Consider the following 15,207-nt stretch of genomic DNA (forward strand, 5'->3'; position numbering starts at 1 on the left):
GCAGCCCAGATTCATCTCACCTGCTGAGTGCGGATTTCTATGGTTCTGGCTGACGATTAAAGACAAGTAAATAAAGCGCTGGCCACACCAGGAAGATCATTCCGGCCTACTGTGATGAAAACAGAGTGCCAGCGCGTTTTTAATTGTTATCGGTTTTAAGGTCTAAACTGTTTCAGTTCACGCTGAATAAAGTGCTGGAACATGGTCTGGTACAGCTGTTCAATTAGCTGAGCATCGAGCCCCAAGCTGGTGGCCTGGCTACGCAAACGCTCCAGAATCTGGGCCTGGCGTTCCGGGGTCTGCATATCGGTTTCTGATTTTTTAAAACGGGTGGTCTGATCAACATAATATTGACGCGCTGCAATCAGCTCCACCAAAGCACTATCAATCACATCAATCTGTGCGCGAGCCTGTTCCAGCGACTCAACTTTCTCTTTTTTCATGTTGTAAGATGTCATTTTCAGCTTCGTTTTCACTTTTGTACTTTTCTTCTAACACATTACTGAAAATACTTTCAATCATCCAGACGCGATAAAGGCTATTAAACACATAACTTTGCCCATCAACCCGCAGCTCCAGCACCGGTAAATTCGGCTGGGACTTCATTTCACAGAGCATGTCATTGTCTTTCAGATACTGTTCAATATCGGCACTGCTCAGTTCAACAATGTTCAGCTCACGGCGTAACTGCTCGAAATGGGCTTTAAAAGACAGGTCTTTGCCCTGGGTCCACACCGCCTGCAAAATTCGGTGAATGGCCTGCATACGCTGTTCTTCCGGCACGCTATAAAACAGTCGCGCCATCTGATAGGTGGCATCCTGGGTCGGCCGGCAAAATGGGGTAAAGGCGACTTCGGTGCGTTTGGATAAACGGGTGGCCAGGCTCCAGTCAAACAGGTCACGGCCCTGATAACTGAGCGGATAGACATTCAAATGAATATTATAATAATTGGCCAGCTCTTCCTGAATATAGGCCAGCAGCAGCCAGGAAATCGGATCTTCCAGCGCGATATATAAATCCAGCTCCGGGTCCATACGCTGAATTTCATTTAAAGCTTCGGCATCATTAATTAAATGCTCACGCCATTCAATATGATTGATCAGGAAAATCGGATTACCGGTCAGCAGCTTCTGCTGTTTTAGGCGCCGGGTCAGGCGCAACAAATCATCTACCGCATGATACTGGCGGCCACCAAACTCGAAATAGCTGGCAAGGATGGCATCCTGATTAAAAATCCGTTCCGGAAAATGCTGTTCCTGATGATGGCGACTGGCCATGGCATACAGGGTGCGCAATTTGCCATACTGTTTTTGCCAGAGCATATGGAATACATCTTCCAGCAAATACAGAAAATCCTGACCACGCAAAGGCGTATGCCGCAAGATGGTTTCAGCTTGCGCCAAGGCTTCCGGGGTCGGCTGTTCCGGGGTGTCATGAAAACTGAAACGATGCTGCTTGGACAGGATCTGTGCATCATTCAGGCAATAGTTCTGCCATTCCAGCGCCGACATCTGGTTCGGCGGCTCTGCACTGCCACTGGAAATAATTACCTTTAACGGCTTTAAGGCATCGGAGAGAATTTCTTCAAGCTGTGGCAGTTCCTGCACTGCCAGATAGCTATACACATCATCTAAACGCAGATGAATACTGAGGCCCTGCTCAATCGGTAACACCGCTTGACGAGACGGTTTTTGATAAAACCAACTCGATCGGATTGGATCAAACCAACGGCGTAACAGTGACATGAGCTGAGCCTCTAAAGGATTAAACGGCGGAATAAAAGATACTACACCGGTTTATAACAATTTGATCTTAAATGATCAATTACACATCCAAATTTAAATCGGTCACGGCGCCGGTCTCTGCCCCTGAGGTCAGTCGGGCAAATTTGGCCAGTGCACCATGCGTATAATTTGGTTTTGGCTTGACCCAGGCCGCCTGACGCGCGGCAATTTCCTGTTCAGACACATGCCAGGTCATTTCACGGGTTTCGGCATTGATGGAGATTTTATCGCCATTTTTCACCAAACCAATTGGCCCACCTTCATAGGCTTCCGGGGTCACATGGCCAATCACAAAGCCATGACTGCCGCCAGAGAAACGGCCATCGGTAATCAGGGCCACAGCATCGCCCAGGCCTTTACCAATAATCGCCGAAGTCGGTTTTAGCATTTCAGGCATGCCCGGTCCGCCTTTTGGACCAACACCGCGAATTACCACCACTTCGCCCGGCTGCACCTGACCGTCAAGAATACCGCGCATAGCACCAATTTCGCCTTCAAACACCCGTGCCGGGCCTTCAAAATACAGCCCTTCTTTACCGGTAATTTTTGCCACCGCACCGGTTGGCGACAGGTTGCCTTTTAAAATCACCAGATGCGAATCTTTTTTCACCGGTGCATCAAATGGCAGGATAATCTGCTGGCCTTCCGGATAGTCTTCAACATCCGCCAGGTTTTCGGCCAGTGTTTTACCGGTCACGGTCAGGCAGGAACCATCGAGCATGCCGGCATCCAGCATCCGTTTCATCAGCGGCTGAATCCCGCCAATCGCAATCAGTTCAGACATCAGGTATTGACCGGATGGACGTACATCGGCCACCACCGGAATATCCTGACCAATGCGGACAAAATCATCTAGGCTCAGCTCGACCCCGGCCGTATGCGCCATGGCCAGTAAATGCAGCACGCCATTGGTCGAACCACCCAGGGCAATCAGCACTTTAATGGCATTTTCAAACGCGGCTTTGGTCATAATGTCGCGCGGTTTAATGTCCAGACGCAGCAGGTTCATTACCGCTTCACCGGCACGCTGACAGTCAATTTTTTTGTCTTCAGACACCGCTTCCTGCGCCGATGAACCCGGTAAACTCATGCCCAAGGCTTCAATCGCCGAGGCCATCGAGTTGGCGGTGTACATGCCGCCACAGGAACCCGGTCCCGGCAAGGCCACTTCTTCAATCTGTTTGACCTGAATTTCGTTAATTTCGCCTTTGGCATGCTGCCCGACCGCCTCAAATACCGAAATCATGTCGGTATGGCCGGCGCCCGGCTTGATGGTGCCACCATAAACAAACAGCCCCGGACGGTTGAGGCGCGCCAGCCCCATAATACAGCCCGGCATATTTTTATCGCAGCCGCCAATGGCAATCACCCCATCATAGGCCTGACAGCCGACCACGGCTTCAATCGAATCGGCAATAATTTCGCGGGTCAGCAGCGAATATTTCATGCCCTCGGTGCCGTTTGAAATCCCGTCAGAAATGGTGATGGTGTTAAAGATAATCCCCTTACCGCCAGCGGCATTGACCCCGGCTTCGGCTTCACGCGCCAGCCCATCAATATGCATATTACACGGCGTGACATTGGCCCAGGTTGAGGCAATCCCGATAAAAGGACGCGTAAAATCCTCATCCTGAAAGCCGGTGGCGCGCATCATGGAACGTGCCGGTGCATTTTCAATGCCCTCATAGACCGGGGCGGAATGTTCGCGGATATTATCTTTACTCATTGGTTTCTTCCTTGGCGATCACTGGATTGAAGTCGCAGTGTTTGGCAATTTATTCTACGATTATTGTATAGAATTAAATCCGTACAATATAGCTTTCAGCGGTTTCTCGAACATTTGATCTATACCCAAGTCATCTGCAACGGTCCGAGGCAGGACTACAATTCATATTAAATGGTTTTGCGATATCAGTGAAACCTGCGGGTACTGAACGAGTTTTGCAGATGAAAATGGTTTTACCTCCTTTTGCCCAATGAGCAATGTATTTCACAAGATAGGTCGAACCGAAGATGATTAACCGTCATCAAATCCTTCTTTTTAAGACGGTGTCGTGCTGAAGCGATCCATTTCAAACTTAGCTTCTCACATAAAAAAGCACCCCATCAGGAGTGCTTTTTTAGCTCTAAAAACTTAGCGCTTAGATTTCACGTACCGCGCCTTTGGCCGCACTGGTGGTGTGCATGGCATAGGCTTTCAGCGCTTTAGAAATCTTGCGCGGACGTTCTTCAGCGGGCTGCCAGCCTTTGGCTTCCTGTGCTTCACGGCGCGCTGCCATGGTTGCATCATCAACCGCCAGGTGAATGCTACGGTTTGGAATATCAATTTCAATGCGATCGCCATCTTCGACCAGACCAATCGCGCCACCTTCTGCCGCTTCCGGAGAGACGTGACCAATCGACAGGCCAGATGAACCGCCCGAGAAACGGCCATCGGTTAGCAAGGCACAGTCTTTGCCCAGACCTTTAGATTTCAGGTAGCTGGTTGGGTACAGCATTTCCTGCATCCCCGGACCACCACGTGGACCTTCGTAACGAATCACCACCACATCACCGGCGCTGATTTTACCACCCAGAATCGCCTCTACTGCGGCATCCTGGCTTTCAAATACGCGAGCTGTACCATTAAATTTCAGGATGGATTCATCTACACCCGCAGTTTTTACGATACAGCCATCCAGCGCGATGTTGCCGTACAGCACGGCCAGACCACCATCTTTAGAGAAGGCATGTTCAGCATTACGGATCACGCCATTTTCACGGTCGCCATCAAGGCGTGAATAATAACGGTCCTGTGAGAATGCAGTCTGGGTCGGAACGCCACCTGGCGCCGATTTGAAGAAGGTGTACACCTCTTCATTTTCAGTACGGATGATGTCCCATTTATCTAAGGCATCTTTTAAAGTGGCTTCATGTACGGTCGGTACAGAAGTATCCAGCAAACCGGCACGATCCAGCTCGCCTAGAATACCCATGATCCCGCCGGCACGGTGGACATCTTCCATATGTACATCATTTTTTGCCGGAGCCACTTTACACAAGACCGGCACTTTACGCGATAAACGGTCGATGTCATCCATGGTGAAATCAACACCGGCTTCATTGGCCGCAGCCAACAGGTGCAATACAGTATTGGTTGAACCGCCCATGGCAATGTCCAGCGTCATGGCATTTTCATACGAGGCTTTGGTGGCAATTGAACGTGGCAGAACGCTGTAATCATCCTGTTCATAGTGACGTTTGGCCAGTTCCACAATTAAAGAACCAGCACGTTCGAACAGTTTTTTACGGTTAGCATGCGTGGCCAGTGTAGAACCGTTACCTGGAAGAGATAAACCGAGTGCTTCGGTCAAGCAGTTCATTGAGTTGGCAGTGAACATGCCTGAACATGAACCACAGGTTGGACAGGCTGAACGTTCGTATTCTGCCACTTCTTCATCGGTGAAGTTGTCATCTGCAGCAACAATCATGGCATCAATCAGGTCGATGGCTTTTTCGTTGCCACGGATTTTGACTTTACCTGCTTCCATTGGACCGCCCGACACGAACACCACCGGAATATTCAGACGCATGGCGGCCATTAACATGCCCGGGGTGATTTTGTCACAGTTTGAAATACAAACCATGGCATCAGCACAGTGTGCGCTGACCATATATTCGACCGAGTCGGCAATCAGGTCACGTGATGGCAAGGAATACAGCATGCCGTCATGACCCATGGCGATGCCGTCATCGACTGCAATGGTATTGAATTCTTTGGCTACACCACCTGACGCTTCAATTTGACGTGCCACCAGCTGACCAAGGTCTTTTAAATGCACGTGACCCGGTACAAACTGGGTAAAAGAGTTGACCACCGCAATAATCGGCTTGCCAAAATCTTCATCTTTCATCCCGGTCGCACGCCATAAGCCACGTGCGCCCGCCATATTTCTTCCGTGTGTCGATGTTTTTGAACGATAGTCAGGCATGTGTATTTCCAACGAGTTGTGCTTGAGAGGGTGAATCCCCATCTCTGGCTAAAATGTACTGATCTTCAGGTTATCAGTTGAAATTTCGTCACATCATACTACAGCTCAATCTGTCAGCGTGCTGGGTGATCGGGTCTTTTGAACCTTTTATTCTGCGCTCTTTCAACTGATGAAAACTGGGGAGACTCGCCTACGGAGCCGATATGATTTGATCATAAAGCATTAGCTCCGGCATTTTCATGAATAATTTTTACCTTTTATATAAACAAAATTTATTGATATTAATTTTTTAAATAAAATTTTGTTTGCAAAGAACAGTACCCAGCCGACCTCATGAAGATGCAACCTCTATTTACATGACAATTTAGGCTTAAAAAGGCTTTTCGCATATAATGTGGGGCAAGTTTATATGGAATCTCATGTGTGAAAATTATCTTTGCGGGAACACCAGAATTTGCAGCTGTAGCGCTCGATGCCTTATTAAAAACCGAGCATGAAATTGTGGCGGTCTATACTCAACCTGACCGCAAAGCAGGCCGCGGACAAAAACTCACGGCCTCTGCCGTGAAACAACTGGCGCTGGCGCATGATCTTCCGGTGTATCAACCACTACATTTTAAATCGTCCACGGAAGAAGGTCTGGCGGCACAGGCAGAATTAAAAGCCCTGAATGCCGATGTAATGGTGGTGGCAGCCTATGGCCTGATTTTGCCACAAGTGGTGCTGGATACACCCAAATATGGCTGCCTGAATATTCATGGTTCGCTGCTGCCACGCTGGCGAGGGGCGGCGCCAATTCAACGCGCCATTGCCACCGGCGATGCTGAAACCGGCGTGACCATTATGAAGATGGCGGCCGGGCTGGATACCGGCGATATGATGTATAAAACCCTGTGCCCGATTACAGCCGAAGATACTTCTGCCAGCCTACATGACAAACTGGCCATTCAGGGTGCAGAGGCGATTGTGGCGGTACTGGCTTCGGAGCAGACTTTACAACAGTATCTGGAACAGCGCGAAGTGCAGGATGAAGCTTTAACGGTATATGCCCACAAGCTGTCTAAAGCCGAAGCGAAAATTGACTGGTCTCAGGATGCTGTGACAATTGACCGCAATATTCGCGCCTTTAACCCGTGGCCGGTGGCGTTTATTCCGCTGGATGAGCAAAGTAATTTACGGGTCTGGGGATCTGTGCTGTCAAATGAAGCGGTCAATGGCCAGTCGGCGGGGACCATTCTGGCACTAGATAAACAGGGCGTGCATGTGGCCTGTGGCGATGGCAAAGCCATCTGCCTGACCAGCCTGCAATGGCCGGGTGGTAAAGCGCTGAATCCGGTCCAGATTGCACAAACCCAGAAATTAAGTATTGGGCAGGTGCTGGCATGAATCAACATCCATCCGGTCAGTCACATCTGAACTTACGCGCCCAAGTGATTCGTACTTTATTGGCCGTCCAGCAGGGCCAATCTCTGGCCAGTATTTTACCGCTGCATCTGACCAAGGTCGCCGAGCGTGACCGGGCGTTGTATCACGAACTGGTCTTGGGCACCTTGCGTCAATGGTATGGCCTGAAAAGCATTACCCTGCCTTTGCTGGTCAAACCACTGAACAATGAAACCGTCGAAACCTGTCTCTATGTCGGGCTGTATCAGATTTTATGTACCCGTATTGCCGACCATGCGGCTATTTCAGAAACCGTGACTGCCACCAAGCAGTTAGGCTTTCAGGCGCTCAGTGGTGTGGTCAATGCCATCCTACGTCGTGTTTCACGTGAAACATCGGTCTTTGAGCAGACGCTGCAAGCGGCGCATGGTTTACCCAGCTGGCTGTTTAAACGTCTGAAAAAAGACTGGCCGGAACAGCTGGAGCAACTGACCCAGGACCTGAAACAGACAGCACCACTGACTTTAAGGGTCAATCAGCGCAAGATCAGCCGTGAAGCCTATCTGAATAAACTGCTGGGCGCCGGTATTCAGGCACGTCCGGGCGAGCGTTCCGATGTGGCGATTATTCTGGAACAGGCGGTGCAGATTCCGGAGCTGCCGGGCTTTGATGCCGGCTGGTTCTCGGTACAGGATGAACATGCCCAGCTTTGTGCGCAGTTACTGCCAGATTTAAATGGCAAAGTGGTGATTGATGCCTGTGCAGCCCCGGGCGGAAAAACCGCACATATTCTGGAAAAATTTAGTCCGGCCACTTTGGTGGCACTGGATCAGGACCCGAAACGCCTGCTACGGGTCACGGAAAATCTGGAGCGCCTGCAACTGACCGATACGCAGCAGGTCGAAATTCTGGCGGCAGATGCTACGCGCTGGACCGCAACCGAACCGGTCGATTGTATTGTGCTGGATGCACCCTGCTCTGCCATTGGGGTGATGCGTCGTCATCCGGATATTCGCCTGTTACGCCAGTCCGCTGACATTCAGCAAACTGTCGAGCTGCAGCAGCAGATTCTGGAACAGATGTGGTCCCAGCTAAAAGTCGGCGGCACCTTGCTGTATATCACCTGTTCCATTTTAAAAGCAGAAAATGAACAGCAGATGCAGCAGTTCTTTGCCCAGCATGCCGATGCCAAAGAAATTAAAATTGCCACAGACTATGGCGTTGAACAGCAGTATGGCCGCCAGCTGTTACCGGAAGCCGGACGCGGCGATGGCTTCTATTATTGCCGGATCGAAAAAATCTAGACGATAAAAAAAGGAACCCTCAGGTGGTTCCTTTTTTATGCTACAGCGGCTTAGTCTGTACAAGCATGTACCACAGACTTAATCCTCCGGTTCATCTGGATGTTTGCTCAGATGAATCATGGCCAAGATTAAACCGCCCCAGAGCAGGACAGTCGAGATGATCATCATGATAATTGCTTCAGTATTCATCTTAGTTCTCCTCTTCCGGGACTTTGTCTTTCAGACAGCTCAGTACAATGGCACCCACAATAAACAGGGCCAGCGTACCGCCACCCACCAACCATAAGATTTCAGCCGGATAACCGCCATAACCTTCTGCAACAATCGACTTGATGGTTAGGCCTAAAGCCACCAGTAATGATAATGGAGTCACAACGGTTAACAGGAAGTTCCAGCCGGCACCCAGTTTAATACTAGAGTACTGGTTGATATGCGCCTGTAACTGCGACAATAACGGACGACGGAACCACGACACCAGAATAATCGACAGTAAACCACCGCCAACAATACCAATATTATTGGCAAAGTAGTCAATGATGTCGACAAAGGTAATCGCACTATGGGTCGAGAAAATCAGGGTCGAAACAATGGCAGAACCACCGGCAATAATGCTGACCGATTTTTTACGTGACCAGCCTAACTTGTCCTGGAAAGCTGAAATCGGCACTTCCAGAATACTGACCATGGAAGTAATCCCGGCAACGGTCAACGAGGCAAAGAACAGGAAGCCAAATAAGTCGCCGCCTGCGCCCATGCTGGAAATAATTTTCGGGAAGGCAATAAAAGCCAGACCAATACCGCCAGATACCACTTCTTCCACGGTTGAGCCTGAGCTGAACGCCATAAAGCCCAAAGCCGCAAATACCCCGATACCGGCCAGAATTTCAAAAGATGAGTTGGCCAGCGCAACCACCGCACCGGAACCAGTCATATTGGTTTTACGCTTTAAATACGAGGCATAGGTCAGCATGATCCCGAAGCCAACAGACAGCGAGAAGAAGATATGACCAAATGCGGCCAGCCAGACTTTATAGTTGCCCATCGCTTCCCAGTTCGGGGTAAAGAAGGCATTTAAACCTGCGGTTGCACCCGGTAAACGGATCGCCTGAATCACCAGAATCGTGAACAGTACCACCAGTAACGGCATAAAGATTTTATTGGCCAGTTCCACACCACGACGTACACCACCGTAGAGAATGAACATCACCACCGCCCAGACAATCACCAGACCGAAGAATAAGGTCGGTACAAAGCCCAAGGCCAGCCCTTCGCCATTTTGCAAATAGGAATTAAAGAAGAAGGCCTGGGTGTCTGCCCCCCATTTCTGGCCAATCGCGTAGTACATATAACTACCGGCCCAGGACAGAACGCTGGCATAGTAAATCCCGATGACCAAAGTCACCATCACCTGCCACCAGCCCAAGGACTCGCTGTTCATGAGCTTTTTATACGCCAGTGGCGGCGCTTTACGGAACTTATGCCCGACCGCGTAATCTAAATATAATAACGGCAAACCGGCAGCAAAAATTGCCACCAGATACGGTACTAAGAAGGCACCACCACCATTTTCGTAAGCCACATAGGGAAAACGCCAAATATTCCCCAAGCCTACAGCTGAACCAATCGCTGCAATAATAAAGCCTGATCGCGCGGACCAGTTTTCACGATTTCCTGACATAAAACACCTAAACCTAGATGCTTTTTTCACTGCTTTTTATGTGGTTTTCTCGCAAGCAAAAAAGCACCATGCAATATTAATCTTGAGTGTTTGATTTAGCCTTGACCTTTTGGGTACTGGTTTCTAAATGACAAACAGGGAGTGGATGACGAAAACTTGCTTAAAGTGCATCGTGAAGACTCCCTTTTATATGGTTCAACAATACTCACTTTTAAAAAATTATTCTGTAATTTCTGCTCCAAATCTTGGGTTTTTATAATCTATCCTGATTCAACCGCTCAATTAATCAGCTTATTTATTGTACAATTTTGGTTATGAATCACCAAACTTTTTGGAATATATTATGAAGTAAAACTGAAAACTCAATTGCTATCCTTTAAACGGTCATTTATACCCGATGATATAAAATGCCTATCACCTACCCGCACTGCTTTCTTCGGATACTGTATTTCATCAATAGATTGCCGTGATCCATAGATGAGGATGCATCAAGCTTGCCCTTGATGCATCTCCCAGCGATCAACCCGGTTGATGGATCACCAGCAAACGTTCTTCCTGCATATCACGAATTGCCGATTGAATTCCCTCACGGCCCAGACCCGAATCTTTGACCCCGCCATACGGCATGTTATCGACCCGGAATGATGGAATATCGTTAATAATCACCCCACCGACGTGCAGCTGGTCCCAAGCATACAGCATCTGCTGCAGATTCTGGGTATAGACCCCGGCCTGCAAACCAAAGCGGCTCTGGTTAATCCGTTCAATGCCCTGCTCAAACTGTTCATACGGCTCCAGAATAGCCACCGGACCAAAAGCCTCATTCTGGTAAATTTCTGACTGAGGCGAAACCTGCTCCAGCAATGTCGGCTCGAACATCACCCCCTGCTGTTCACCGCCCACCAGTACCGTCGCGCCTTCTGCTACGGCCTGATCCAGCCATTTTTTCAGGCGCACGGCTTCGTTCTCTTTAATCATCGGCCCAACCAAAGCGCTGTCCAGACGCGGATCAGCTGCCCGTAATGACTGCAAACGGCTGACCAGTTTATCTTTAAGCTGTGTGTAAATCGCGCGATGCACCAGAATACGCTGCACACTAATACACACCTGTCCGGCATGGTTATAGGCACCGCCAATTAACCGGTCAACCAGCGCATCATTGACTTCGGTATCGGCCTCAATCATCACGGCAGCATTGCCGCCCAGCTCCAGCGTGACCTTTTTACGTCCGGCACGCGCTTTCATGTCCCAGCCCACCACATCGGAACCGGTAAAGCTCAGCAGTTTAAAGCGGTCATCGGTGACCAGCACATCGGCCTGCTCACGCGGACAGGGCAATACCGAAAAGGCCCCAGCCGGCAAATCGGTTTCCGCCAGAATTTCGGCAATTTTTAAGGCAGAAATCGGGGTTAGACTGGCCGGTTTTAAAACAAAGGGACAGCCGGCAGCAATCGCGGGTGCAATTTTATGGGCAGTTAAATTCAGAGGAAAATTAAATGGACTGATCAGCGATACCGCGCCAATCGGTACCTGTTTACTGATGCCCTGATAACTGCAAGCCGCGGCAGTTACTGCCAATGGCATCATCCGGCCCTGATCCATCTGGGTTACTGCATCCGCAGCCAGTTGAAAGGTATTGATTAAGCGCTCTACTTCAGCAGCGGCAGCCCTTTTCGGTTTACCGCCTTCAATAATCAGCAGTTCGGTGAGCTCGGCCCGGCATTCCTGAAAACGCTGCACACAATGCAGCAGGATTTTCTGTTTCTGAAACGGTTTTAATGCCGCCATCGCCGCTTCCGCCTGGACTGCGGCCTGAATCGCCTGCTCCAGCGTCTCTGCATCGGCCAGCGCCACACGTGCATAACAGCGCTGCAGATACTTATCTTCGACCTCTAGCCACTGGCCGGTCACATGCGGCTGTCCAGCCAGATATAAAGGATAATCGTGCGGATGATCAGTGTGCGTAGCCATGTGCAGGTCCTCTATTTTTTGCATGATGCGTCAATGCAATTTATACCAATTCCCGATATGATGCGCCGAGATGTTTCCCGGTTCCATCCTCCACAATAAATTTATTCTGAGAATATACAAGCTCTACAGGGATTTTTATGCGTACACGTCCAGCATTGTGTTTCATCCTCGGTCTTGGCTGTTTTAGCGCCGCACAGGCCGATATTATTGGTGTTAAAGGTAGCGTCGATTACTGGCATTATAACAGTGACTTATCGAGTGCCTTGGGCCAACCCGAGATGAAAGATGACTCCAGTTTGTCTTTTGCCTTGGCGGTTGAACATCCAGTACCGTTATTGCCGAATGTCAAAATCAAGCACAGCACACTTGAGGCAGAATCAGAACGTGAAGTTCTGAATGAAAAGATGGAGCGGATTGATCTCGATTATTCCGACTTCATTGTCTATTACGAAATTCTGGACAATATTGTCAGTGCCGATATTGGTGTGGGTGCCAAGGTGCTGGACGGTACCGTGCAGCAGAATTTAACCGAAGTGGAACAGGTCAGTGAAACCTTGCCAATGCTGTATGCCGAAGCCGGGGTGAAACTGCCTTTTACCGGTTTAAGTGCCAAAGCCGAAGCCAGCTATGCCAAGTTTGATGATACTGTCATTAGCGATGCACAGGCAGAACTGAAATATAATTTTATTGATAATTTACTGGTCGATGTCGGGCTGAAGGCCGGTTACCGCATTTTAGATGTGGAACTGAACGAAGGTGATGAGCGTAATCTCCAGCTGGATTTTAAAGGTCCTTATCTCGGGCTGGAAGCACACTTCTAAGCCAGGCAAATTATCTTTATACCTTTAAACAAAAAGCCTCTACTGAGGCTTTTTGTTGGTTTAGATGAATTACATCGGTTTAGCTATAAGAGCGACTGGCCTTGGACACCACCGGTGGCGTTTCGGTAACCGGCTCTGAGGCTTTCTGGATGCGAATCAGGGCAACTGCAATTGCACCAATCACCGCTGGAATCGCCACCGCCAAGAAATTCAGTTTATGCGGTAATTCCATACCCAATAGCAGCCCAATAATAATCGGGCCGACAATTGCACCCACGCGACCAACCGCAGAGGCACAACCAATCCCGGTTGAACGTACCGCTAGTGGATAATACTGCGCCACAAAGCTGTATAGCAGAATACTACTGCCAATTGCGGAAGCCCCAGCCAGCGCCACCAGTAGGTAAATCACCGGTTGTGGCGAGTTAAAGCCTAATCCAACCAGCGCCACAGCCCCCATCAGGAACATGCCAATAATCACCGGTTTTAAATGGAAACGGTCTGCCAGAATCCCGCCGCCAATGGTGCCAATTACTGCGCCAATATTCATCGACATCAGGAACATCAGGCTGCTACCCAGCGAGTAACCAGCGGCCATCATTAGTTTTGGTAACCAGCTGCCCAGTGCATAGACCATCAATAAACACATAAAGAAGCAGCACCAGAACAATAAGGTACTCATGCCACGGTTTTGCTTAAATAAGGCGGCAATAGAGGCATCCGGCACCTGTACTTCATTTAAGACCAGCTGGGTCTGCGCACTGACTTTTTCTTCTGGCGTGATTTTCTGGATAATCTGGCGCGCTTTTTCATCCTGCTGTTTTTTCACTAAAAAGGTCAATGATTCAGGTAAAAACTTCCACAAGATCGGTAACAGCAACAGTGGAATACCCGCGATATAGAACATCACTTCCCAGCCAAAACTTGGAGTTAACCAGGCACCCAGTAATGCAGCCATAATCCCGCCAACCGCATACCCACTAAACATGGTGGTCACCAAGGTACTGCGCAGTTTTTGTGGTGCATATTCAGAGGTTAAGGCCACCAGATTCGGTAATACTCCGCCAATTCCTAAACCTGCAATAAAGCGCAAAATTCCGAATTCAGTCGGGTTAGATGCGAAACCGCCCCAGAAGGTAAAACCGCTAAATAAGGTCACACAAATTAAAATGACATTTTTACGGCCAATCTTATCGGCCAGCATGCCAAAAAACATGGCACCGAACATCATTCCGGCCAGGGCAGTACTGGCCAACATGCCTGCTTGCACAGCAGTCATATTCCATTCTTGCATCAGTAGTGGTAGGGCTACGCCATTAATCGCCAGGTCATAACCGTCAAAGATGACTACAAATAAACACCAGAGTACGACGTTTAAATGAAAAGGTTTGAACTTCGCCTTGTCCACTACAGCATTCACATTCATTGTTGTTGCTGTCATTAATCCTCACCTCCAATTGTGAGATTTTATTCTTAATATGAAAAAATGAACAATCATTCACTTTTGTCTATAAAATGAATGATTATTCATTTTTTGTCTATGGATAAAAAGTCTAAATGATAAATTTTTCTTAAAAATCAGATTTGATTTAGCAATAAAGCTCAATTTCAGAGCAGAAAATTTAGTTATAAATCTTACAATTAGTGGAAACTTATTCTATTTTTTAAAATTTTTATATTACAAAACAGTGAAATAAAAGCTTCATCATTGCAATTTTTAAGACAGGCTTAAATGACAACTTCTACCACACAAATTTGCAAATAAATGTAAAAATTGTGTCATAAAACCTAAAAAGCACTATCTAAGTCGTAGATGTAGAAACTAGAAATTACGCCCATAAAAAAATCCCCCTGCTGTTTAAGCTCGGGGGATTTTGAATTAATGAGCTGGCGATGACTTACTCTCACATGGGTAACCCCACACTACCATCAGCGCTAAGAGGTTTCACTTCTGAGTTCGGGAAGGGATCAGGTGGTTCACTCTTGCTATTGTCGCCAGCACAACTGTTATGGACTTGTTCGGGTCTTAGTTACTTTGCTTAAGCTTGATGCTTTTGCATGTAATGCCTTACTTTGTTCCAAATGAGTTATTAACGGATTGGCTATTGGGTCTGAATTTTATTGTGTCGCATTAACTAAATCAAGGATTAGTTTAGAATTCAGCTTGATACAACAACTGTTTGGGTGTTGTATAGTCAAGCCTCACGAGCAATTAGTATTGGTCAGCTTCACATATCGCTATGCTTCCACACCCAACCTATCAACGTCCTAGTCTCGAACGGCTCTTTAGAGGA

The 15,207-nt window shown here is 48.4% G+C and carries 11 protein-coding genes and 2 rRNA genes; 3 read left to right on the plus strand and 10 right to left on the minus strand.

The genetic code is table 11. The features are described 5' to 3' along the window. Positions 1–155: 155 nt before the first annotated feature. The 4 genes from FTU50_RS06050 to ilvD (FTU50_RS06065) form a co-directional block, all read right to left on the minus strand. Positions 156–443 carry a chorismate mutase gene (locus tag FTU50_RS06050; RefSeq protein WP_075167674.1) on the minus strand — a complete coding sequence of 96 codons (288 nt, stop codon included), beginning with the start codon at positions 441–443 and terminating at the stop codon, positions 156–158. Continuing rightward, positions 424–1,746: a hypothetical protein gene (locus FTU50_RS06055; protein ID WP_104505695.1), complete on the minus strand. Its 1,323-nt coding sequence runs from the start codon at positions 1,744–1,746 to the stop codon at positions 424–426. The genes FTU50_RS06050 and FTU50_RS06055 overlap by 20 nt, the downstream gene beginning before the upstream one ends. Positions 1,747–1,825: 79 nt before the next feature. Then, complete coding sequence (gene ilvD, locus FTU50_RS06060; RefSeq protein ID WP_005181175.1) at positions 1,826–3,511, minus strand: dihydroxy-acid dehydratase; 1,686 nt, start codon at positions 3,509–3,511, stop codon at positions 1,826–1,828. Between the two features lie 415 nt (positions 3,512–3,926). Then, positions 3,927–5,756 carry a dihydroxy-acid dehydratase gene (ilvD, locus tag FTU50_RS06065; protein WP_075174681.1) on the minus strand — a complete coding sequence of 610 codons (1,830 nt, stop codon included), beginning with the start codon at positions 5,754–5,756 and terminating at the stop codon, positions 3,927–3,929. 423 nt (positions 5,757–6,179) lie between these two features. Here ilvD (FTU50_RS06065) and fmt point away from each other — a divergent pair, with 423 nt between their 5' ends. Together fmt and rsmB are read left to right on the plus strand one after the other, a co-directional pair. Beyond that, on the plus strand, positions 6,180–7,142 hold the full coding sequence (gene fmt, locus FTU50_RS06070) for a methionyl-tRNA formyltransferase (protein WP_016658903.1): 963 nt from the start codon (positions 6,180–6,182) through the stop codon (positions 7,140–7,142). Beyond that, positions 7,139–8,443 (plus strand): 16S rRNA (cytosine(967)-C(5))-methyltransferase RsmB, encoded by a 1,305-nt coding sequence (gene rsmB, locus FTU50_RS06075; RefSeq protein ID WP_104505693.1) that lies wholly within the window; start codon positions 7,139–7,141, stop codon positions 8,441–8,443. The genes fmt and rsmB overlap by 4 nt, the downstream gene beginning before the upstream one ends. A gap of 78 nt (positions 8,444–8,521) precedes the next feature. On the opposite strand, the gene FTU50_RS06080 is transcribed toward rsmB, so the two are convergent. The 3 genes from FTU50_RS06080 to FTU50_RS06090 all read right to left on the minus strand — a co-directional run bounded on the left by FTU50_RS06080 (position 8,522) and on the right by FTU50_RS06090 (position 12,092). After that, entirely contained in the window at positions 8,522–8,632 is a 111-nt protein-coding gene (locus tag FTU50_RS06080) for a methionine/alanine import family NSS transporter small subunit (protein ID WP_005181164.1), read from the minus strand. Position 8,633: 1 nt separating this feature from the next. Then, positions 8,634–10,121 carry a sodium-dependent transporter gene (locus tag FTU50_RS06085; protein ID WP_075174678.1) on the minus strand — a complete coding sequence of 496 codons (1,488 nt, stop codon included), beginning with the start codon at positions 10,119–10,121 and terminating at the stop codon, positions 8,634–8,636. Between the two features lie 519 nt (positions 10,122–10,640). After that, positions 10,641–12,092, minus strand: a complete 1,452-nt coding sequence (locus tag FTU50_RS06090; protein ID WP_075167679.1) for an aldehyde dehydrogenase family protein — start codon at positions 12,090–12,092, stop codon at positions 10,641–10,643. A gap of 137 nt (positions 12,093–12,229) precedes the next feature. On the opposite strand from FTU50_RS06090, the gene FTU50_RS06095 reads away from it, so the two are divergent. Beyond that, the gene (locus tag FTU50_RS06095) at positions 12,230–12,913 is read left to right on the plus strand and encodes a TIGR04219 family outer membrane beta-barrel protein (RefSeq protein WP_104489034.1); all 684 of its coding nucleotides are present in this window, start codon (positions 12,230–12,232) and stop codon (positions 12,911–12,913) included. 79 nt (positions 12,914–12,992) lie between these two features. Here the strand turns inward: FTU50_RS06095 and FTU50_RS06100 are convergent, their stop codons facing one another. From FTU50_RS06100 to FTU50_RS06110, 3 genes are all read right to left on the minus strand, one after another. Next, positions 12,993–14,354, minus strand: a complete 1,362-nt coding sequence (locus FTU50_RS06100) for an aromatic acid/H+ symport family MFS transporter (RefSeq protein WP_180046451.1) — start codon at positions 14,352–14,354, stop codon at positions 12,993–12,995. A 444-nt stretch (positions 14,355–14,798) separates the two neighbouring features. Next, a 5S ribosomal RNA gene (gene rrf / locus FTU50_RS06105) occupies positions 14,799–14,913 on the minus strand. 191 nt (positions 14,914–15,104) lie between these two features. Then, positions 15,105–15,207 (minus strand): 23S ribosomal RNA (locus tag FTU50_RS06110); the annotation flags it as partial.

This window comes from Acinetobacter sp. YH12112, assembly GCF_013418945.1.
GTDB classification, from domain to species: Bacteria; Pseudomonadota; Gammaproteobacteria; order Pseudomonadales; family Moraxellaceae; genus Acinetobacter; species Acinetobacter indicus.

What these genes read in the sequence shown, in the direction of transcription:
- FTU50_RS06085 (WP_075174678.1), bottom strand. Translation starts at nt 10,121, where the DNA reads ATGTCAGGAAATCGTGAAAACTGGTCCGCGCGATCAGGCTTTATTATT.
- ilvD (WP_075174681.1), bottom strand. Translation starts at nt 5,756, where the DNA reads ATGCCTGACTATCGTTCAAAAACATCGACACACGGAAGAAATATGGCG.
- ilvD (WP_005181175.1), bottom strand. Translation starts at nt 3,511, where the DNA reads ATGAGTAAAGATAATATCCGCGAACATTCCGCCCCGGTCTATGAGGGC.
- FTU50_RS06090 (WP_075167679.1), bottom strand. Translation starts at nt 12,092, where the DNA reads ATGGCTACGCACACTGATCATCCGCACGATTATCCTTTATATCTGGCT.
- FTU50_RS06050 (WP_075167674.1), bottom strand. Translation starts at nt 443, where the DNA reads ATGAAAAAAGAGAAAGTTGAGTCGCTGGAACAGGCTCGCGCACAGATT.
- FTU50_RS06055 (WP_104505695.1), bottom strand. Translation starts at nt 1,746, where the DNA reads ATGTCACTGTTACGCCGTTGGTTTGATCCAATCCGATCGAGTTGGTTT.
- rsmB (WP_104505693.1), top strand. Translation starts at nt 7,139, where the DNA reads ATGAATCAACATCCATCCGGTCAGTCACATCTGAACTTACGCGCCCAA.
- FTU50_RS06080 (WP_005181164.1), bottom strand. Translation starts at nt 8,632, where the DNA reads ATGAATACTGAAGCAATTATCATGATGATCATCTCGACTGTCCTGCTC.
- FTU50_RS06100 (WP_180046451.1), bottom strand. Translation starts at nt 14,354, where the DNA reads ATGACAGCAACAACAATGAATGTGAATGCTGTAGTGGACAAGGCGAAG.
- FTU50_RS06095 (WP_104489034.1), top strand. Translation starts at nt 12,230, where the DNA reads ATGCGTACACGTCCAGCATTGTGTTTCATCCTCGGTCTTGGCTGTTTT.